The following is a 20222-nucleotide window of genomic DNA, read 5'->3' as shown; positions in this document are numbered from 1 at the left end:
GTCCCCGCTTAACCAAACACGGTCTTGAGGTTCATGAACTCGTGGAGACCATAAGGTCCGAGTTCGCGCCCGTGGCCCGATCGCTTGATTCCCCCGAACGGTGCCTCGGGTGCCGACGCGAGCATCGCGTTGACCGCGGTCATCCCCGCGGCGACATCGCGTTCGAAGCGTTCGCGCTCGTGCGGATCGTTGGTCCATACGCTGGAACCGAGACCAAACGGAACATCGTTGGCCAGCCGGATCGCCGCATCGATATCGTCCGCCTTGAACACCATCGCGACCGGCCCGAACAACTCCTCCTGCGCGACCGGGTCGTCGATCGGGACGTCGACCAGGATTCCGGCCGACATATACGCGCCCTTCCCCGCCAGCGCCTCGCCGCCGAACAGCAACTTGCCGCCCGCCGCCTGGATCTGGGCGAGTTGATCCACGACGGTCTGCCGCTGTTCCTCGCTCGACAGCGGCCCCATGTCCGTCGCGCCGTCCATCGGATCGCCCGCCGTCACCGCCTTCATCCCGGCGGAAAATTTGGCGAGGAAGTCGTCATAGACGTCGGCGTGGACGATCATCCGCTTGGCGCAAATGCAAGACTGTCCGGTATTTTGGATGCGCGCCTTCACCGCAGTCTCGGCGGCGCGGTCGATATCGGCGGACGGCATGACGATAAACGGGTCAGACCCGCCGAGTTCTAGGACGACCTTCTTGAGCGCACGACCCGCTGCCTCCGCAACCTGCATCCCCGCGCCTTCGCTCCCGGTCAGCGTCACCGCGACGATGCGATCGTCGGCGATCAGGTCGGCGACCTTGTCGGATTTGATCGCGAGGTTCTGGAACACGCCCGCGGGCGCGCCCGCCGCGATCACCATCTCCTCGATCGCCGCGGCGACGCCCTGGGTGAGCGAGGCATGTTTCAGCAGCCCGACATTCCCCGCCATGATCGTCGGGGCGAGGAAGCGGACGACCTGCCAATAGGGGAAGTTCCATGGCATCACCGCAAGCACCGGCCCCATCGGCAGCCACCGCGCGGTCGCCTTGCCGGCGGCGGTATCGAACGTACGCGATTCGAGCATCGCCGGGCCGTTCTGCGCATAATGACGGAAACCGCCCGCGCATTTCTGGACCTCGGCGAGCGAAGATTTGAGCGTCTTGCCCATTTCACGCGTCGCGATTTCGGCGAGGCGTTCGGCATTGGCGTCGAATTGTTCGGCGATCTTTTCGAGCAGATCGGTGCGGGTGGCATAATCGGTCTCGCGCCAGGCGAGGAACGCGTCATGCGCCCGCGCCACACGCTGTTCGACCTCGTCCTTGGTCAGTTCGGGATAACGCGCGCCGGGCGTGCCGGTCGCGGGGTTGATGCTGGTGAACACATGGGTCTCCTTTACCCACCCAACGCAAGACCGGCGTGGGGTTTCCATCCGCTGCCTGACCCTCGTCGCTTGACCCTCGTCGCGCGCCTGCGCCATAGCACCGCGATGGATATGCCGATCGAAGAGCTGTCGTTCGAGGCCGCGCTGAAGGAATTGGAGACGATCGTCGGTCGTCTCGAAAGCGGGGACGCAACCCTCGACCAATCGATCGCGCTGTACGAACGCGGCGACAAGCTCCGCCAACGCTGCGCCGAACGGCTCGATGCGGCGCAGGCGCGGATCGAGGCGATCCGGGTCGATGCCGATGGCAAGGCCGCCGGAACCCGCCCCTTTGCCGCTGACTGACGTGACCATGCCGACGCTCGACGCGGCGATGGCCGAGGTGGCGGCGGAGATCGACCGCCGCTTCGACGCGCTGCTCGCGGTGCCCGACGATGCGCGCGCGACGCTGTACCAGGCGATGCGCCACGCCGCGATCGGCGGCGGCAAGCGGCTGCGCCCGCTGCTGGTCTATGCCACCGCCGATCTGTTCGGGGTCGATCGCGACTGTGCGGGGCGGGCCGCGACCGCAATCGAGGCGATTCACGTCTATTCGCTGATTCACGACGATCTGCCCGCGATGGACAATGACGACCTGCGGCGCGGCAAACCCACCGTCCACAAGGCGTTCGACGAGGCGACCGCGGTGCTCGCGGGCGACTGCCTCCACGCGCTCGCGTTCGATATTCTCGCCGACCCCAGGACGCATGCCGACCCCGCGATCCGCGCCGAACTCGTGCTCGATCTCGCGCGCGCGGCGGGGCCAAGCGGGATGGCGGGCGGACAGATGATGGACCTTGCCGCCGAACATGCGCGGTTCGATCTCGACGGCGTCACCCGGCTGCAGCAGATGAAGACCGGCGCGCTGATCAGCGCCGCAGTCGAGGCGGGCGCGATTCTGGGGCGCGCGCCCGCCGCGGCGCGCACCGGGTTGCGCGGCTATGCGCGCGATCTCGGCCTCGCGTTCCAGATCGCCGACGACCTGCTCGACATCGAGGGCGACGAGGCGCTTGCGGGCAAGAAGCTGCGCAAGGACGGCGAGGCGGGCAAGGAAACCTTCCTGTCGCTGCTCGGCGTCGATCGGGGTCGCGAACAATGCGCGATGCTGGTCGCGCAGGCGATCGAGCATCTCCACGGGTTCGGCGACGATGCCGACCTGTTGCGCGCGACCGCGCGCTACGTCGTCGAGCGTGATCATTGATCGGGAGCCTGTCATGACCAAACGCATCGGCGTCTATCCCGGCACCTTCGATCCCGTCACGCTGGGGCATATGGACATCATTCGCCGCGGCGCGAAGCTGGTCGATCGGCTCGTCATCGGCGTGACGACCAACCCGTCGAAATCGCCGATGTTCACGATCGAGGAGCGGTTGGCGGCGGTGCAGCGCGAGATCGCGGGCATCGACAGCGAAATCCACGTCGTCGCGTTCGATTCGCTGCTGATGGACTTTGCCGAACGCGAAGGCGCGCGGGTCATCGTCCGCGGGCTGCGCGCGGTCGCGGATTTCGAATATGAATATCAGATGGCGGGGATGAACCAGCAGATCAATCCGCGGGTCGAGACGGTGTTCCTGATGGCCGACGTCGCGCTCCAGCCGATCGCGAGCCGCCTCGTCAAGGAAATCGCGCTGTTCGGCGGCCCGATCGGCAAGTTCGTTCCCCCCGCCGTCGAACGCGAGGTCGTCGCGCGCGTCGCGTCACTGGGGCAGAAGGGCTCCGGCTGATCGAGCGTGACGTTCAGATTGGCGACAGCGATGATTTGGTTTAAGTGCGCCTTGTCCCCTTCACCGTTGGTGGTTTCATGCGCTTATTAGCCAGTGTCCTCGTGCTCCTCTCCAGCCTCGTCGCGTTGCCGGTCGCCGCCCAGCAGGCGGAGATCACGCAGGCCCCGCGCGGCACCCCGCCGTTGACGACCGACAAGGAAAATCTGTGGCTGCTCGACCTCAGCGACGGCGGGCGGGTCACGATCTGGCTGCGCCCCGACCTCGCGCCGAAAATGGTCGAGCGGGTGAAGATGCTGACCCGCCAGCATTTCTATGACGGGCTGGATTTTCACCGCGTCATCGACGGGTTCATGGCACAGGGCGGCGATCCCAAAGGCGACGGTACTGGCGGCTCCACGCTCCCCAACGTACCCGCGGAATTCAGCTACTACCCCCATGTGCGTGGCGCGGTGTCGGCGGCGCGCGCTGAGGACGAGAACAGCGCGAACAGCCAGTTCTTTATCGTGCTTCAGCCACGCTTGTCGCTCGATCGCAAATACACCGTGTTCGGCCGCGTGGTCGACGGCATGAACTATGTCGATGCGATCCAGCGCGGCGAACCGCCCGCGAACCCGACGGTGATCCAGCACGCTTATATTGCGGCTGACACGCCACCGGCCTACACCCCGGCCCCCGTCGCGGTCGCTCAGCCCGCGGGGCTCGCCCCCGTGACGCTGCCTGGTGCGACGACCGACAAGGCTGCGATCAAGGCGGCTCCCGCACCCAAGTGAACGTCGACCTCTTCGATTTCGACCTGCCGACCGACCGTATCGCGCTCCGCCCCGCCGTCCCGCGCGATGCGGCGCGGATGCTGGTGCTCGACGACGACCGCCAGCGCGACCTGAGCGTCGCCGATCTGCCGTCGCAGCTCCGCCGCGGCGACCTGCTGGTGTTCAACGACACCCGCGTCATTCCCGCGCGGCTCGAGGGCAAGCGCGCGCCGCGCGCGGAGGACGCCGGCAACGGTGTCGCGGGGGCGAACATCGGCGCCACCCTCCACAAGCGCGAAGGGCCACGGCGCTGGCGCGCCTTCATCCGCAACGCCCGGCGCCTGCTCGACGGTGACCGGATCGATTTCGGCCATGACGTCGTCGCGATCGCGGGCGACCGCGCGGAGGACGGCAGCTTCGCACTCGATTTCTTGGGTGACGAGCCGGTCGAACTGTTGCTCGAACGCGCGGGGCGGATGCCGCTGCCCCCCTATATCGCCGCCCGCCGCCCGACCGACGCGCGCGATGCGGACGACTATCAGACGATGTTCGCGACCGATCCCGGCGCGGTCGCCGCACCGACCGCGGCGCTCCACTTTACCCCCGGGTTGATCGCAGCGCTCGATGCCGCCGGTATCGAGCATGCAACGCTGACGCTGCATGTCGGCGCGGGCACCTTCCTGCCGGTAAAAGCTGACGATACCGACGATCACCGGATGCACGCCGAATGGGGCCGGATCGACGCCGCGACCGCGGACCGTCTCAACGCCGTCCGGGCCAGCGGCGGACGCGTGATCGCGGTCGGCACCACGTCGCTGCGGCTGATCGAAAGCGCGAGCGGGGACGATGGCATCATCGAACCGTTCGACGGCGACACGTCGATCTTCATCACCCCCGGCTATCGTTTCCGCGGCATCGACGGGCTGATGACCAATTTTCACCTGCCGCGATCGACACTGTTCATGCTGGTGTCAGCATTGATGGGGACCGGGCGGATGCAGAATGCCTACGCCCATGCGATCGCATCGGGCTATCGCTTCTACAGCTACGGTGACGCGTCGCTGTTGCTGCCATGAAAGGAACCGCGTCGATGCGCCGCCTTGTCCCCCTCAGCCTGGCCTGCCTGACGCTCGCGGCAACACCTGCCACCGCGCAATATGGCAGCGGTGGCCATCGTGGCGGGCGCGGCGGCCAGAATGGCGCGGGTCAGACCCCGACGACCCCGCAGCCCGCCGCTGGCAGCGAACGCGCGACGATCATGATCGAGCCGGTCGGCATGTTGATCGCGACGTTCGACAGCAACGGCGACGGCCGGGTAACGCAAGCCGAGCTGACGGCTGGGGTCGCGCGCACCTTCAAGGTGAGTGACACCTTCGGATCGGGGCGGATGGGCTATATCGACTATGCCGATTGGGCCACGCGCTGGCTGGGCGACGCCGATGCGCTGCCGAGCCCCTTCACGGTCGATGCCAACGGTGACAACGTCATCACGCTCGATGAACTCCAGGCGGCGATCGCGCACATCTTTGCCCGGTTCGATGCCGGCAAGGACGGCGTCGTCACCCGCAAGGAATTGCTGACGATCCACAGCGCACCCAATGGCGGCGGGTTCGGCGGCGGCGCGCGCCATCGCGGGGGAAAGGATCGCGGATCGCCATGACCGCCGATCGTTTCGCCTTCACGATCGCGGCGACCGACGGCGCGGCGCGCACCGGCAGCATCGCGATGCGGCGCGGCACGATCCGCACGCCTGCGTTCATGCCGGTCGGCACCGCGGCGACGGTCAAGGCGATGAAGCCCGCCGATGTCGCCGCGGCGGGCGCGGACATCATCCTCGGCAATACCTATCACCTGATGCTGCGTCCCGGCGCCGAACGCGTCGCCAGACTGGGCGGCCTGCATGACTTCATGGGCTGGTCGAAGCCGATCCTGACCGACAGCGGCGGGTATCAGGTGATGAGCCTGGCCGATCTGACCAAGCGCAGCGAAGCGGGTGTGTCGTTCAAATCGCACCTCGACGGATCGCGCCACCTGCTCAGCCCCGAACGCTCGATCGAGATCCAGCGGTTGCTCGATTCGGACATCGTCATGGCGTTCGACGAACTGGTCCCGACCACCTCGACCCGCGACGTGCGCGCGGCCGCGATGGAGCGATCGATGCGTTGGGCGCGCCGGTCGCGCGACGCCTTCGACGGCGGCGGCGAGCACCCGACGCGCACCGCGATTTTCGGCATCCAGCAAGGGGCGCTCGACGAAGACCTGCGCCGATCGTCCGCCGACGCGCTGATCGAGATCGGGTTCGACGGCTATGCGGTCGGCGGGCTCGCGGTCGGCGAAGGGCAGGAGGCGATGTTCGCGTGCCTCGACTTCGCACCGGGCCAGCTCCCCGCCGACAAGCCGCGCTACCTGATGGGGGTCGGCAAGCCCGACGATATCGTCGGCGCGGTCGAACGCGGCATCGACATGTTCGATTGCGTCATGCCGACCCGCAGTGGACGGACGGGTCAGGCATTCACGCGCACCGGGCCGATCAACATCCGCAACGCGAAGTTCGCGGAGGACCAGATCCCGCTCGATCCCGCCTGCGACTGTCCGGTCTGTTCGACCTGGACGCGCGCCTATCTCCACCATCTGGTCCGCGCGGGCGAGATGCTCGGCGCGATGCTGATGACCGAACACAATGTCTGGTTTTACGAAGCGCTGATGGCGGACCTACGGCACGCAATCGCGGCGCAAGCGTTGTCGAGTTTTGCGAACATGTTCCGCGAACGCTATCGCGGGACCAAGGAGTGATCATGGCGGACGAACCCAACGAGATACTGGCCGCGGTAGCGGATGCGAAGGCGCGCGAAGCGGGGGCCGCGCATAGTGGCGACCGCGCCCGCAAGAACCGCTGGCCGATGCGGTTCATCGGGGTTGGGATCGGCTCCGCCGCGGTCGCCGCCGCGGTGCTGTTCGCCAATTCGGGGAAGAAGCGGGGCTGAGTCCCCTGCTACCACCCCGGCGAACGCCGGGCCCAGTTGGCGTGAGTGAAATAGGAGCGCACAGCGCCAACCGACTGCTACCTTCCCAACTCGGCTCCGGCCTTCGCCGGGGTGGTGAACAATGGCCGATTGACACGCGATCCGGCCTCCGGTTGAACTCCCGCAACCTCCCGGAGATTTGACCGATGCGCTTCATCCGTGCCGCCCTGTTGCTGAGCGCCGCGCTCACCCCGCTTCCCGCCTGTGCGCAGGCCGTAAAAAGCACCGCGGTGAAGCCAATCGCGTTCACCACGCGGACGCTCGCCAACGGCCTGCGCGTCTACGCGTTGCGCGACACCGGGACGCCCAATGTCGCGGTCCAGGTCTGGTACGATGTCGGGTCGAAGGACGATCCCAAGGGCCGGTCGGGCTTCGCGCATATGTTCGAACATCTGATGTTCAAGGCGACCCGCAACCTGGTGTCGGAACAGATGGATCGGCTGACCGAGGATGTCGGCGGCTACAACAACGCCTCGACCAACGACGACTATACCAATTATTACGAGGTCGTCCCCGCCAACCACCTGCAGCGATTGCTGTTCGCCGAGGCCGACCGGATGGCGAGCCTGGTCGTCGAGCCCAAGAGCTTCGCGTCCGAGCGCGGTGTCGTGAAGGAGGAACTGCGGCAATCGACGCTCGCGCGGCCGTACGGCAAGCTGTTCTCGACCTATCTGTCGGCGGCGTCCTATACGAAAAGCCCCTATGCGCGATCGACGATCGGCAGCATCGAGAACCTCGAATCCGCCGGGATCGATGACGTCCGCGCCTTCCACGCGACCTATTATCGCCCCGACAATGCGATCCTCGTTGTGTCGGGCAATTTCGATTCCCACCAGCTCGATGCGTGGATCGACCGCTATTTCGCGGGGATCGCGAAGCCCTCGACTGCGATCCCCCGCGTAACGGTGACCGAGCCCGACCGCACCTCGGCGGTGTCGTACACGGTGTATGAGCCGAACACCCCGCTCCCCGCGGTGCTCAAGACCTGGCACATTCCCGCCGATCGCAACGCCGACATCCCCGCGCTGACCGTGCTCCAGACGATCCTGTCGACCGGCGAAAGCTCGCGGCTCTACGAAAGCCTGGTCTATCGCGACCAGCTCGCGCAGGACGCGTCGTCATCGCTCGACAGCAAGCAAGGCACCGGCAACCTGATCGTCTATGCGATCCTGGCGGGGGGCAAGACCGCCGCGGCGGGCGATGCCGCGCTGACCCGGGAAATCGCGCGGTTCCGCGATACGCCGGTCACCGCCGCCGAACTCGCCGAAGCGAAGAACGAAATCCTGACGAGCGCGATCGAATCGCGCGAGACCGCCGAGGGCAAGGCGCGGATCATCGCCTCGTCAGTCATCATCGACGGCGATCCGCATGCCGCCGACCAACAGCTCGCCGCGATCGCGCGCGTGACCGCCGCCGATGTCCAGCGCGTCGCACGGACATATCTGGGCGACGACCAATCGGCGACGATCCGCTACCTGCCCGCCGACCAGAAGCCCGCCGATGCGACCGCGACCCCGATCGCGGTCCTGCCGAGCGTCGTCACCGCAGACTTGGCCCCGCCCGCGTCGGTCGCGATCGTCATCCCCGCCAGCGACACCGACCGCGTCATGCCGCCCGCGCCCGGTACGCCGGTGGCGACGACCTTGCCGGTGCCGGTCGAGACGCGGCTCGCCAACGGCCTGCGCGTCATCACGGTCGAGCGCCACGACCTGCCGCTCGTCACCGCCGCGCTGGTCGCGACCGGGGGCGGCGCGACCGATCCCGCAGGCCGCGCGGGCGTCAGCGACCTTGCCTCCGAGCTGATGACCAAGGGCACCACGACTCGCTCGGCGACCCAGATCGCCCGCCAGATCGAATCGCTCGGTGCCTCGATCGAAAGCGACACCGATCGCGACGGCGCGTCGGTATCGGTGACGGTGAAATCGGACCAGCTCGCCAAGGCGCTCCCGATCCTCGCCGATGTCGCGACGCATCCCGCGTTCGCCCCGACCGAGATCGAACGCGCGCGGGCGCAGGCGATCGATGGCGTCACGGTCGCGATGAAGAATCCCGCCCAGCTCGCGAACCTGATCGCGACCCGCGCGGTGTTCGGCGACGGACCCTATGCCGCGCCGCTGTCGGGCACCCCGGCGTCGCTGAAGGCGATTGCCCGCGCCGATCTCGCCGCCTCCTATGCGAAGACGTGGAATCCCGCGCAGGCCGCACTGATCATAGTCGGCGACATCACCCCCGCCGCCGCCAAGACGCTCGCCCAGGCGCAGTTCGGGGGCTGGCAGGCGGCCAGCGCGACCGCCCCTGCGCTGACCCCATCGCCGTTCGCGGCCCCCCGCGTGATCGTCGTCGACATGCCCGGTGCGGGGCAGGCGGGCGTCGTCGTCGCACGGCCGGGAATCGAGCGCAGCGATCCGCGCTATTACCCGCTCAACGTCGCCAACACCGTGCTGGGTGGCGGCTTCTCGTCGCGGTTGAACCAGGAAATCCGGATCAAGCGCGGACTCGCCTATGGCGCGAGCAGCAGCGTTCAGGCGCGGCGCCTGCCGGGAATCGTCGCGGCACGAACGCAAACCAAGAACGCGACCGCCCCCGACGTCGTCGCATTGATCGCCGAACAGATGGCCGCGATGGGCACCGCCCCGGTTCCGCCGAGCGAGCTCGAGACGCGCAAGGCGGTGCTGGTCGGCAATTTCGGGCGGACGATCGAAACGACCGGCGGCGTCGCGGGCATCCTGGGCAATTATGTCCTAGAATCGGTGCCGCTCGACGAACTCGCGCGCTATACCGACAAGGTCGAGGGCGTCGATCCCGCCGCGGTCGAAGCCGCGGCGGCGAGCCTGCTCGATCCCAAGGCCGCGAGCATCGTCGTCGTCGGCGATGCCAAGCAGTTCATCGACCCGCTGCGCAAGGCGTACCCGGCGGTCGAGGTTCTGACCGAACGCCAACTGTCGCTCGACAGCCCGACGCTGAAGTAAACTATTACCGCATCGCCTGCCCGTCCCACCCCGGGACGGCACCGATTCAGCAGCGGCATGGAAGCCCCGGCTGCGCTATGGCGCGCAGGCCGGGCTCGTCCGGCCGATGGGAGACGCGGTGACCATTCCCCTGCAGACGGTGCGGCTGATGACGTTGAGCTGGGCGATTCTCGTCCTGGCCGGTCTGGCGCTGGTCGGCGGGCTGTCGGCGCATGCTGCCTGGCGCGCGGTCGAGACGCAGGCCGCGCGCGCGGGCGATCCGTCGGCGTCGGTCCGCACCGGCTACGAGGCGGAGGATCATTTTCCCGGCGCCGCACTGCTCTACGCCGATTTCCCGGTCGTCGATCCGTCGCGCGAGATCGCTGCCCCCGCGGCGGGCGTGACCGGGACGACCGCGCTGCCCGATCTGCCGATTCCCGCCAACGCCGCCGCCTTCGCCGCGACCGACATGGGCGTCGTTGCCGCCAGGCCATTTTCGATCGCCGCCGCCTCGTCGCTCGCGCGCAGCCGCGCCGCCGAATGCCTGACCGCCGCGATCTACTACGAGGCTGCGACCGAGCCCGATGCGGGCCAGTCGGCGGTTGCGCAGGTGATCCTCAACCGCGTCCGCCACCCCGCCTTCCCGTCGACCATCTGCGGGGTCGTGTACCAGGGGTCGGAACGTGCGGGCTGCCAGTTCAGCTTCGCGTGCGACGGCGCGATGGCGCGCGTGCCGATGCGCAGCGCCTGGACGCGCGCGGCGCGCGCCGCGGCGATGGCGCTGGCGGGCTACGTCTATGCCCCGGTCGGGCTTGCGACGCATTACCACACCTATGCGGTGACCCCCGCGTGGAACCGCAGCCTCGTTATGACCGGCGTCGTCGGCGCGCATTTCTTCCACCGGTGGAAGGGCTTCTGGGGCACCGCCGCGGCATTCAGCCAGCGCTATACCGGTAACGAGCCGGTCCCCGGCCCGCACGCACGGACCGCGCCGACGCCCGCGCCGTTTGACGCGAAGCTGTACGCCGCGCTGGCCCCGCTCCCGACCCCGGCCCCGATCACCAACGCCGCGCAGGTAACGCCCGCCTATGCCGACAGCGGCAGCTATGTCGCGCCGCCCCCGCCGATCGCTGGCGCGAAGCCTAAGGACAACCTTCCCCCCGCGTCACAGATCCTCGACAAGTGGAAGGATTCGGGCAAGCCGTTGTTCTAGAACGCGGTGATGTCGGATCGCGCCGAACCCTAAATCGTCCGCCCTGAGCTCACCGGGTGCCCATGAAAGTACTACTTTCATGGGGCCGGGCCGAAGGGCGGTGAGACTCACCGTGCTTCGACAAGCTCAGCCCGAACGGGTCTATGTGCCTGAACCTACTGCGCGCCCTTCACATATTTGTCGAACCACGCGAGCGCCCGCTTGCGCAGGTCCGCCGAATGGTCGGGATTGCGGATGCCGTGGCCCTCGTCGGGATAGATCACCAGGCTGGTGGGCACGCCCATGTCCTTGAGCGCATGCCACCATTCGGTCGATTGCGTCGGCGGCACCTCGATGTCGCGTTCACCGACATAGATGAAGGTCGGGGTCTTGGCGGTCTTGGCGTGGTACACCGCCGAGACATCCTCATACGCCTTGTAATCCTGGTAGAGCGTCTTGCCGAAGAACGGCAGCATCCACTGGTCGATCCCGTTGGTGCCATAATAGCTGACCCAGTTCGACAGCCCTGCGCCCGCGACGATACCCTTGAAGCGGTTGGTCTGGGTATTGGCCCACATCGCCATGAAGCCGCCATAGCTGCCCCCCATCAACCCCAGCCGGTTATCGTCGATCGGCGCCACTTTTTCGACCGCGTCGATCCCGGCGAGGATATCGCGCAGATCGCCCCCGCCGAAGTCGCGCCTGTTCGCTTCGGTGAACGCCTCGCCCTGGCCATAGCTGCCGCGCGGGTTGGGCAGGAACATGTAGTAGCCCGCACCGATCAACCCCGCGACCGAACTGTCGCTGCCGATGAAATAGGGGGTCGAGGCAGCGGCAGGGCCGCCGTGGACGTTGACCAGCATCGGCATCTTTGTGGTTGCATCGCCGCCCGCCGGGCCGAGCAGCCAGCCCTGGATCGTGTAATTGTCGTTACGCCACGTGACGCTCTTGGCGGTGACGCTGCTGGCGACCGCGTCGTTGTCATGGGTGATCTGGCGCGGCGCGCCGATCGGGCCGGCATAGATCGCGGGGGCGTGGGTGAAATCCTGCACCACGGTGGCGGTGGTACGGCCATCGGCGGCATAGGCGACCTTGCCGTCGCCCGCCGAGAAGGAGGCGGGGCGGCTCCAGAGCAACGCGCCGCCCTTGGCGGGGTCGATCGAGACGATCGAGGTATCCGCCCCCGACAGGATTGTCGCACGCAAGCCCCCCTGGGTCCAGTCGAGCGAGGTTACCGTCGCCTTGTACCCCGGCGTGCGATCCGATGGCGTGCCGCCCGCGAACGGCACGGTATACACATCGCCGCCGACCGACCCGAAATCGCTCATCAGCCCGCCGATATACGCGACGGTCTTGCCGTCGGGCGACACGCGGGGAAAGTTGAGCTGGGTCGATGGCTTGGCGATCTGGCGCACCGCGCCGGTCGTCAGGTCGATCGCATCGAGCGTCGCGACCCACCAGTTCGCATCGCCATTGCCCAGCGCGGTGGTCGCGACGACGCCGCGGTTGTCGGGGGTCCACGCATATTCGTAGATATAGCGCCCCTCGGGCGAGACCGGCTTCACCGCCGCCGCGACGACCGGCGCGCCGGTCACCGGGAACACCGCGAGTCGCTGTTCATCGCTCTTTTCGCCGATCTCGCCGATCTGGCGCACCCCGGCCTGGGTCGCGCCCGCTTCCTTGGCGGCGCCGATCGTGACGAGGAGCGCGACCTTCGTGCCGTCGGGCGAAAACCGCGGGGTCTGCGCGATGCCCTCGATCGTCGCGAGCGTCCGAACGCGAGCGCCCTCGGCATAATCGAGCGCCACCGTCCCCGCCTTGCGATCCCGCGCCAGGAACGCAACATCGCCCGACGGCGCAAAGGTCACGTCGGTATAGGTGCACGTCGCGCACGGATCGATCCGCCGCAGGATCTTGCCGTCGCTCGCCGCGCGAATCGTCACTGCCGCGCGATCCTTCGGCCCGCCTTCGATCGTGGCGATCCGATCGCCGCGTGGCGACAGCGCGAGCGACCCGTAATTATGGACCGATTGCGCGAGCGCAGGTGAGGCGACGCCGATGAGGAGGATGGCGGTGAGCGTGACGCGCATGGAGGAAACACCTTCTGGGAAACGGAACGACCGTCACGCTAGCCCAGCGCCGCGCCGCCGCCAACCGTGGGAACGCGCTTCCGACTGACGTCCGCCAACCCGGTTCAGGCGCCCACCGGCTCCTGAACCGTCGTGCCGCGATCGGCGGCAAACCCCGGCGCGTGGCCGGTCGCGGGACGCAGGCTGTCGCGCTCGGCGGCGGTCGGGATCGCGGTAGGGTCGGGGCGAAATGCTTCGGGCGCGCGATCGTCCGGTCCGGGGCGCGGGGTGTCGAGCGCCAGGTCGGGCGCGGTATGTTCCCCGTTCGGGCGGCGACCGAACAGCAGCACGCTGACGGCGGCGGCGCCGATCGCCAGAAGCGTGCCGCCGATCGTGAGGGCGGTGGTGCGGGTCTTGCTGGTGGCCACGGTGTCTTCCTTGTTCGGTTACATCACTGAACAAGATACGCGGTCGCGCGCGGTTCGATCCCTGAAGCGGTTACGTCACGCGGCTACGTCAGCGATAATCGGGGTCGGCGAACCAGTCCGCGACATGATCCCATTCTTGCGACACGGTGTCGGGAAACGCGGGGTCGCGCTTGGCGAGAAAGCTCTCGACGCCCTCGCGCGCGTCGCCGCTCCGCCCGCGCGCCCAGATCGCGCGGCTTTCGATCCGGTGCGCGTCCATCGGGTGCGCCGCGCCCATGCCGGCCAGCAGCATCCGCCGCGTCAGCGCGATCGAGACCGGCGCCGATCCCTCGACCAGCCCCAGCGCGAACGCGCGTGCCGAGGGCAGCAGTGCGTCGGGCGCGTGGAGGCTGCGCACCAGTCCCCCGGCCAACGCTTCCTGCGCGTCGAACACGCGCCCCGCATAGGTCCATTCGAGCGCCTGCGACAGGCCGACGAGCCGCGGCAGGAACCAGCTCGATGTCCCTTCCGGCACGATTCCGCGGCGTGCGAAGACGAAGCCGAACTGCGCCGCCTCGCTCGCCAACCGGAAATCCATCGGCAGCGTCATCGTCGCGCCGATCCCGACCGCGGCGCCGTTGATCGCGCCGATGACAGGCTTTTTCGACGCGAAGATCCTGAGGCCCAGGATACCCCCGCCGTCGCGCACCGCGGGGTTGGCATAATCGACGCTGCCGTCGGCCCGGACGGGGGAATCGCTGCCGTTCCAGCCCCCGCTTCGTTCATAGTCAAAGGTTTCGGCCCCCGCCGACAGGTCCGCGCCCGCGCAAAACGCGCGGCCCTCGCCGGTGACGATCACCGCACGCACCGCGTCGTCCGCATCGGTGCGATCGAACGCCGCCACCATCTCGCCCAGCATCAGCGAATTGAACGCGTTGAGCTTGTCGGGGCGGTTCAGCGTCAGCGTCGCGATGCCATCGCTCGCAATGTCGAGCGTGATCGTGTCGGGCATGTCTCTCTCCTCCAGGCACGACCACGATAGGTCGGCCGAGGCGAGCGGCAAGCGTGAAAGCGGTCGGCGCGGTGATCCGCCGCGCGCGTCAGACCTTGGCGGCGTAGATCATCCGTTCGGACCCGAGCATCGCGAACACCTGATCGAGGTCGCTTTCGCCGACCGCGAAACAGCCCTGGCTGCGACCGAGCTGGCCGTGCGACTTGATCATGTCCTTGTTCGCGTACCATGCCGAATGGACCACGATCGCGCGCGACAAGGCGTTGTCGTTGGTCGGGTCGAGCCCGAGAAGCCGCTGCGAATTGCCGTGCTTGCCGACATAATAGTTGGAGGCCAGAAACGCGCCCTCGCTGGTCGCGTTCGATCCGGGATCGTTCGAGAAGCGCTGGAGCCAGCCGGTGTGCGCGGGATCGGACCCGCTGCCATGCGTGACCAGGAACGACTTGCTCTGGCCCGAGGCCAGATCGACGAAGTGGAACCGCGGCTGCGACGACGGTGCCGCCATGTCCGCGATCACGATCCGGTCGCGCTTGGGGATCCGGGCGCTGTGCCGGTCGAGCGCGGCGACCGCGCGGCGCATCAGATCGGGGCGGACGACGCGGGGGCTCGTGATCGGGGCCGCGGCAACCCGCTGGACGGCTGGCGTCGGCACCGGTGGATCGCGTAGCGGCTTGAGGTCATGCTGGGTGATCTTGCGCGCCGCGGCGGAGACGGCGCTCGGTACCGCGAGCGCACCCACCAGGACCAGGCCGTTCTTCAGGATCGCGCGCCGGTCGCGCGCCATGTCGTGGTGAATCGTCATCGGCTGGTTGGTGCCCCGTGAATGTTTCCCGCTGAGCCCTCCTACCAGCTTCTATGTTAAAATTCTGCAACGATTCCGAATAGTTCCGGGACCTTTCGGTCGCCTCATCGCATTGTTGGGTCGGCTCGTCGCGGCACGGCGATGGCACCAATCGAGTCGCGGTGCGTTTTGCGGGGTGACACGATCAGGACAGGGACGACGATCATGCGGCGGTTTATCTCATCGGGGAGCGTCATCATGCTGATGGCATTGCTCGCCACCCCGGCCCTCGCGGCCGATGCGATGCCGGGTACCGTCGCGATCGGCGGCGGCGTGATCGCGACGAAGCTGGCGACGCTGCGCGCCAATACGTTCGTGTGGGACGATCAGGGCGTGACCCAGCCGGTGAGCATCGTGATCTCGATCCCCGACCAGAAAGCCTATGTCTATCGCGGCGAGACGATGGTGGCGGCGTCGAGCGTGTCGACGGGAAAAGACGGCAAGGACACCCCGGTCGGCACCTTCCCGATCCTCCAGAAGGAAGAAATGCATCACAGCAATCTCTACGACAGCGCGCCAATGCCGTTCATGCAGCGGCTGACGTGGGACGGCGTCGCGATCCACGCGGGCCGCAATCCCGGCTTCCCCGCCTCGCACGGCTGCGTCCGCGTGCCGCGCGCGTTCGCCGAAAAGCTGTTCACGGTGACGACATTGGGCACCCCGGTAATGGTGACCCAGGCGAGCGCCAGCGAGGGCTTCGTGCCGCCTCGGCCCTATGATGCCGCGAAGATGGCGGCCGCGACCGCCGACGCCAACGCCGCGCAGTTCGACGCGGTCATGAACACGATGAACCGCTGACCGTCGCCGCCAGCGCCGCCAGATCGGCGCGGGTGTTGATATTGGCGATGGCGGCGTCGAGCACGATCGGAACCGCGCCGACATGGCGCGCCCACGCGCGGATCGACCAGTCGGTGGTCGCCGCGATATAGCCGTCGATTCCGTCCGCCAGCGATGCAGGCCAGCCGCCGATGACCGGCAATCCCGCGACGAATGTCGCCTGGTCCGGTCGGGTGATCGTGGCGACAAGGTCGGCGGGCAGCATCGGGGTGTCGCACGGGACGGTGACCACCGAGCCGAACCCCCGGCTACGCGCATCATGCAGCGCTGCAGCGATCCCCCCCAGCGGGCCGATTCCCGCGGGCCGGTCCGCAATCCCGGGGTCGCGCCCGACGATCACGACCGCGTCGACCTGCGGCCCGATCGTCGCCGCGATCCGGTCGATCAGCGTCATGCCCTGCAATGCCGCGAGCGCCTTGTCCGCGCCGAACCGCCGCGCCTGCCCCCCCGCCAGGATCGCGCCCAGTATCGTCACGGCACCAGTATCGCATCGGCGCGCGCCAGGACGCGCAGCGCCACCCCCGCCGCCGCCGCCCGCGCGACCGCCAGCGTGGTCGGCGCGGAAATGGTGACGAGCATCGGGCAATTCGCGAGCGCCGCTTTCTCGACGAGTTCGTACGAGCAGCGCGAGGTCAGCAGCGCAAAGCCGCCGTCCCATTCGCCCCCACCGCGGAGCATCGCGCCGATCAGCTTGTCGAACGCATTGTGCCGCCCGACATCCTCCCTCGCCAGCCTCACCTCACCCGTCGCCGAACACGCCGCCGCGGCATGGACCGCCCCCGTCGCGCGATTGAGCGGCTGGTGGTCGCGGAGCATCGCCAGCGCGTAAAACACCGCGGCGTCGTCCGCGTCGGAGGTGGTCGCGACACGCGGTAACGGGCGAACCGCCTGTTCGAGATTCTCGATCCCGCACAGCCCGCACGACGACTCGGCGACGCGGTGGCGGACGCGCTCGACGATCCGCTCGCCCAATCGATCGGCGATCGTCACCCGCACGATCACGCCGCGGTCGGTGCGGTGGACATCGACGTCGACGACATCCACCGCCGCATCGATCAACCGTTCGGCGCGCGCGAACCCATAGGCCAGGTCGACGAGATCGACCGGCGTCGCCATCAGCACCGCATAGCCGACGCCGTTGAATTCGACCGCGATCGGCACCTCATCTGCCAGCGCGCGCGCGGTCGTGGCACATGCGCCGTCCGCCCCGACCCGGGTCATCGGCGATGATGTCGCGCCATCGATCTCGACAACCGTTGGCGCCTCGGATCGCGGAGCAGGCGGGGCGTCGGTGGTTTTCGGCATGCCGTACCCTAGCACAACGGCTGCGTGGTCGCCGCCCGCATCGATCAGGGCAGTGACCTTCGCGCCCGCCTGTGCTGTGATCGGGATTATGGCCAAGCTCTATTTCTACTACGCCTCGATGAACGCGGGAAAATCGACCAACCTGCTCCAGGCCGATTTCAACTATCGCGAACGTGGAATGGCGACGATGTTGTTCACCGCGGGGATCGACGAGCGGTTCGCGGCGGGGACGATCACCTCGCGGATCGGGCTCGAGGCCGCTGCGACACCGTTCGATGCGACGACCGAGATCGCGGCGTGTGTCGCGGACCGGCATGCGCACGAGGCGCTGTCGTGCGTGCTGGTCGACGAGGCGCAATTCCTGTCCGCCGACCAGGTCGATCAGCTCGCGCACGTCGCCGACGTCGTCGGCATTCCCGTCCTCGCCTATGGCCTGCGCACCGATTTCCTCGGCGCCTTGTTCCCCGGCTCGGCCCGGCTGCTCGCGCTCGCAGACGCGCTCGTCGAGATCAAGTCGGTGTGCACCTGCGGACGCAAGGCGACGATGAACCTGCGCGTCGATGCGGCGGGCAAGGCGGTGGCGCAGGGCCGCCAGACCGAGATCGGCGGCAACGATCTCTACATCGCTTTATGCCGAAGGCATTTCACGGAAGCCCTTGGCCGAAGGCATTTCACCGAAGCGCTTGTGCGTTAGCGCCATCACACGGTCGCGCTAGCGTCGCGGCGCGCGCCGCCCCATATCGCGCGCATGAACCCCGACAATATCATCTACCGCGCGCTGGTGTGGATCATCCCGCTGGTGATCGCGATCGTGTTCCACGAAGTTGCGCACGGCTGGATGGCGAAATGGCTCGGCGATCCGACCGCGAAGGAACAGCGGCGGTTGAGCTTCAACCCGCTGCGCCATGTCGATCCGATCGGCACCGTCGTCCTGCCGCTCGGCCTCGCGATCGCGGGCGCGCCGGTGTTCGGCTGGGCGAAACCGGTGCCGGTCGATGCGCGGCGGCTGCGCAACCCGCGCTGGGGAATGGTCGCGGTGGCGCTGGCAGGGCCGGGGATGAACCTCGCGCTCGCGACGATCGCGGCGATCGCGCTAGGCGTCGTCGCGGCGGCGGCGGGGGCCGACGCCGCACCGACGGGCGTCGCGGGATTCGTCGTCGCGAACCTCGTCAACTTCCTGCTCGTCAACGTGTTCCTGGCGCTGTTCAACCTGCTGCCGCTGCCGCCGTTCGATGGTGGCCATGTCGTCGAGGGACTGCTGCCGCGTCGCCTCGCGATCGAATATGCCAAGCTCGCGCGGTTCGGCTTCCTGCTCGTGATCCTGCTGATCGTCGTCATCCCGATGGTGTTCCCCCACGCCAACATCGTCGCGCGCGTCGTGGTGCCGCCCGCGCAATGGGTGGTGAGCCAGTTCCTCGCGCTGGCGGGCGCGATCGCCTAGGGGCGCTGCGATGCACGGCTGGATCATTCTCGACAAGCCCGTGGGGCTCGGGTCGACCCAGGCTGTCTCCGCGGTAAAACGCGCGCTGCGGCAGGGCGGCTACGGCAAGTTCAAGGTCGGACACGGCGGCACGCTCGACCCGCTCGCCTCGGGCGTGCTGCCGATCGCGGTGGGCGAGGCGACCAAGCTCGCGGGGCGGCTGCTCGATAGCGACAAGATCTATGATTTCACGATTCGCTTCGGCGAACAGACCGACACGCTCGACACCGAAGGCGTGGTGATCGCGACCAGCGACGTGCGGCCTACCGCGGCGGCGATCGAGGCGATCCTGCCGCGCTTCACCGGCCCCATCGACCAGATACCGCCCGCCTATTCGGCGCTCAAGGTTCACGGCGAACGCGCCTATGATCGCGCGCGCGCCGGCGAGGAGGTGGTACTCGCCAGCCGCGCGGTGACGATCCACTCGCTGCATTCCTCCCCCACCGTCCGCGACGGTCCCCCTTCCGGTGCCGGGGAGGAATTGGTCGAGGCGACGCTCACCGCCCATGTCTCGAAGGGCACCTATATCCGCAGCCTCGCGCGCGACATCGCGGCAGCGCTCGGCACCGTCGGCCACGTCACCATGTTGCGCCGTATCAAGGCCGGCCCGTTCACCCTCGACTCCGCGATATCGCTGGACAAACTCGGCAAAGCGGGTATGGCGCGCGAGCTTGAATACTTACTCCTGCCGCTGAGGGCGGGGCTGGACGACATCCCGGCTCTATCCCTCGATCCCGACCAGGCAGGGGCGCTCCGACAGGGGCGGATCTTGGCGGGATATGCCACCGACGATGGCCTCCAATTCGCGCTACTGGGTGAAACGCCCGTCGCGCTGGTCGAGGTTCGGGACGGAAACGTCCAGGTCGTCAGGGGCTTCAACCTGATGTCGAAGGACAACGCATGACGATTACCGCAGAGCGCAAGGCCGAGTTGATCAAGGAACATGGCCGCGAGACCGGCGACACGGGTTCGCCCGAGGTCCAGGTCTCGATCCTGACCGAGCGCATCCGCAACCTGACCGAGCATTTCAAGGGCCACAAGAAGGACAACCACTCGCGTCGCGGGCTCCTGATGATGGTCAACAAGCGCCGGTCGCTGCTGGATTACCTCCGTCACAAGGATGGCCAGCGCTACCTCGATCTGATCGCGAAGCTCGGGCTTCGCAAATAATCCAAACGGCTCCCTGCGGGGAGCCGTTTCGCTATCAGGCTTTGTTCTCCCGCGCAGGC

At 67.8% G+C, this 20222-nt stretch carries 22 protein-coding genes; 15 read left to right on the top strand and 7 right to left on the bottom strand.

Features of this window, described 5'->3' with window-relative positions:
- Positions 1–8: 8 nt before the first annotated feature.
- A complete protein-coding gene (locus EAH84_RS00375; protein ID WP_140866050.1) occupies positions 9–1415 on the bottom strand; it encodes an NAD-dependent succinate-semialdehyde dehydrogenase in 1407 nt (468 codons plus the stop codon).
- A gap of 57 nt (positions 1416–1472) precedes the next feature.
- On the opposite strand from EAH84_RS00375, the gene EAH84_RS00370 reads away from it, so the two are divergent.
- From EAH84_RS00370 to EAH84_RS00325, 10 genes are all read left to right on the top strand, one after another.
- A complete protein-coding gene (locus EAH84_RS00370) occupies positions 1473–1712 on the top strand; it encodes an exodeoxyribonuclease VII small subunit (RefSeq protein ID WP_140866048.1) in 240 nt (79 codons plus the stop codon).
- Between the two features lie 7 nt (positions 1713–1719).
- Positions 1720–2607, top strand: coding sequence for a polyprenyl synthetase family protein (locus EAH84_RS00365; RefSeq protein WP_140866045.1), 888 nt, complete (start codon positions 1720–1722; stop codon positions 2605–2607).
- A 13-nt stretch (positions 2608–2620) separates the two neighbouring features.
- Entirely contained in the window at positions 2621–3130 is a 510-nt protein-coding gene (gene coaD, locus EAH84_RS00360) for a pantetheine-phosphate adenylyltransferase (RefSeq protein ID WP_140866042.1), read from the top strand.
- A gap of 77 nt (positions 3131–3207) precedes the next feature.
- Positions 3208–3900, top strand: coding sequence for a peptidylprolyl isomerase (locus EAH84_RS00355; RefSeq protein WP_140866039.1), 693 nt, complete (start codon positions 3208–3210; stop codon positions 3898–3900).
- On the top strand, positions 3897–4955 hold the full coding sequence (gene queA, locus EAH84_RS00350) for a tRNA preQ1(34) S-adenosylmethionine ribosyltransferase-isomerase QueA (protein ID WP_140866036.1): 1059 nt from the start codon (positions 3897–3899) through the stop codon (positions 4953–4955). The genes EAH84_RS00355 and queA overlap by 4 nt, the downstream gene beginning before the upstream one ends.
- A gap of 14 nt (positions 4956–4969) precedes the next feature.
- Entirely contained in the window at positions 4970–5539 is a 570-nt protein-coding gene (locus EAH84_RS16155) for an EF-hand domain-containing protein (RefSeq protein WP_140866033.1), read from the top strand.
- Positions 5536–6672, top strand: a complete 1137-nt coding sequence (tgt, locus tag EAH84_RS00340) for a tRNA guanosine(34) transglycosylase Tgt (protein ID WP_140866030.1) — start codon at positions 5536–5538, stop codon at positions 6670–6672. The genes EAH84_RS16155 and tgt overlap by 4 nt, the downstream gene beginning before the upstream one ends.
- A 2-nt stretch (positions 6673–6674) precedes the next feature.
- Entirely contained in the window at positions 6675–6863 is a 189-nt protein-coding gene (locus tag EAH84_RS00335; RefSeq protein ID WP_140866027.1) for a hypothetical protein, read from the top strand.
- 185 nt (positions 6864–7048) lie between these two features.
- Positions 7049–9871 carry a M16 family metallopeptidase gene (locus EAH84_RS00330; protein ID WP_140866024.1) on the top strand — a complete coding sequence of 941 codons (2823 nt, stop codon included), beginning with the start codon at positions 7049–7051 and terminating at the stop codon, positions 9869–9871.
- 118 nt (positions 9872–9989) lie between these two features.
- Complete coding sequence (locus EAH84_RS00325) at positions 9990–11063, top strand: cell wall hydrolase (RefSeq protein WP_425326427.1); 1074 nt, start codon at positions 9990–9992, stop codon at positions 11061–11063.
- Between the two features lie 155 nt (positions 11064–11218).
- Here the strand turns inward: EAH84_RS00325 and EAH84_RS00320 are convergent, their stop codons facing one another.
- From EAH84_RS00320 to EAH84_RS00305, 4 genes are all read right to left on the bottom strand, one after another.
- Positions 11219–13132 (bottom strand): alpha/beta hydrolase family protein, encoded by a 1914-nt coding sequence (locus tag EAH84_RS00320; RefSeq protein ID WP_140866021.1) that lies wholly within the window; start codon positions 13130–13132, stop codon positions 11219–11221.
- 104 nt (positions 13133–13236) lie between these two features.
- Positions 13237–13539, bottom strand: coding sequence for a hypothetical protein (locus tag EAH84_RS00315; protein ID WP_140866018.1), 303 nt, complete (start codon positions 13537–13539; stop codon positions 13237–13239).
- Positions 13540–13627: 88 nt separating this feature from the next.
- Positions 13628–14530 (bottom strand): crotonase/enoyl-CoA hydratase family protein, encoded by a 903-nt coding sequence (locus EAH84_RS00310; RefSeq protein ID WP_140866015.1) that lies wholly within the window; start codon positions 14528–14530, stop codon positions 13628–13630.
- An 88-nt stretch (positions 14531–14618) separates the two neighbouring features.
- A complete protein-coding gene (locus tag EAH84_RS00305; RefSeq protein ID WP_140866012.1) occupies positions 14619–15332 on the bottom strand; it encodes a murein L,D-transpeptidase catalytic domain family protein in 714 nt (237 codons plus the stop codon).
- A 204-nt stretch (positions 15333–15536) separates the two neighbouring features.
- Between EAH84_RS00305 and EAH84_RS00300 the strand changes: the two genes are divergently transcribed.
- On the top strand, positions 15537–16169 hold the full coding sequence (locus EAH84_RS00300) for a L,D-transpeptidase family protein (RefSeq protein WP_241656384.1): 633 nt from the start codon (positions 15537–15539) through the stop codon (positions 16167–16169).
- Here the strand turns inward: EAH84_RS00300 and mobA are convergent.
- Together mobA and fdhD are read right to left on the bottom strand one after the other, a co-directional pair.
- Positions 16147–16683 (bottom strand): molybdenum cofactor guanylyltransferase, encoded by a 537-nt coding sequence (gene mobA / locus EAH84_RS00295; RefSeq protein ID WP_140866009.1) that lies wholly within the window; start codon positions 16681–16683, stop codon positions 16147–16149. The genes EAH84_RS00300 and mobA overlap by 23 nt on opposite strands.
- Positions 16680–17429 carry a formate dehydrogenase accessory sulfurtransferase FdhD gene (gene fdhD / locus EAH84_RS00290; protein ID WP_140867216.1) on the bottom strand — a complete coding sequence of 250 codons (750 nt, stop codon included), beginning with the start codon at positions 17427–17429 and terminating at the stop codon, positions 16680–16682. The genes mobA and fdhD overlap by 4 nt, the downstream gene beginning before the upstream one ends.
- A 172-nt stretch (positions 17430–17601) precedes the next feature.
- Between fdhD and EAH84_RS00285 the strand changes: the two genes are divergently transcribed.
- From EAH84_RS00285 to rpsO, 4 genes are read left to right on the top strand one after another with little or no spacing between them, the layout of a single operon-like run.
- Positions 17602–18207, top strand: coding sequence for a thymidine kinase (locus EAH84_RS00285; protein WP_140867213.1), 606 nt, complete (start codon positions 17602–17604; stop codon positions 18205–18207).
- A 54-nt stretch (positions 18208–18261) separates the two neighbouring features.
- Entirely contained in the window at positions 18262–18954 is a 693-nt protein-coding gene (locus EAH84_RS00280; RefSeq protein WP_140866006.1) for a site-2 protease family protein, read from the top strand.
- 10 nt (positions 18955–18964) lie between these two features.
- Complete coding sequence (truB, locus tag EAH84_RS00275) at positions 18965–19897, top strand: tRNA pseudouridine(55) synthase TruB (protein ID WP_140866003.1); 933 nt, start codon at positions 18965–18967, stop codon at positions 19895–19897.
- Positions 19894–20163 (top strand): 30S ribosomal protein S15, encoded by a 270-nt coding sequence (rpsO, locus tag EAH84_RS00270; protein ID WP_140866000.1) that lies wholly within the window; start codon positions 19894–19896, stop codon positions 20161–20163. The genes truB and rpsO overlap by 4 nt, the downstream gene beginning before the upstream one ends.
- Positions 20164–20222 lie beyond the last annotated feature (59 nt).

This window comes from Sphingomonas oligophenolica (genome assembly GCF_006438955.1).
In the GTDB taxonomy this organism is placed as follows: domain Bacteria; phylum Pseudomonadota; class Alphaproteobacteria; order Sphingomonadales; family Sphingomonadaceae; genus Sphingomonas; species Sphingomonas oligophenolica_A.
This window is presented reverse-complemented; position numbering and strand designations above follow the sequence as displayed.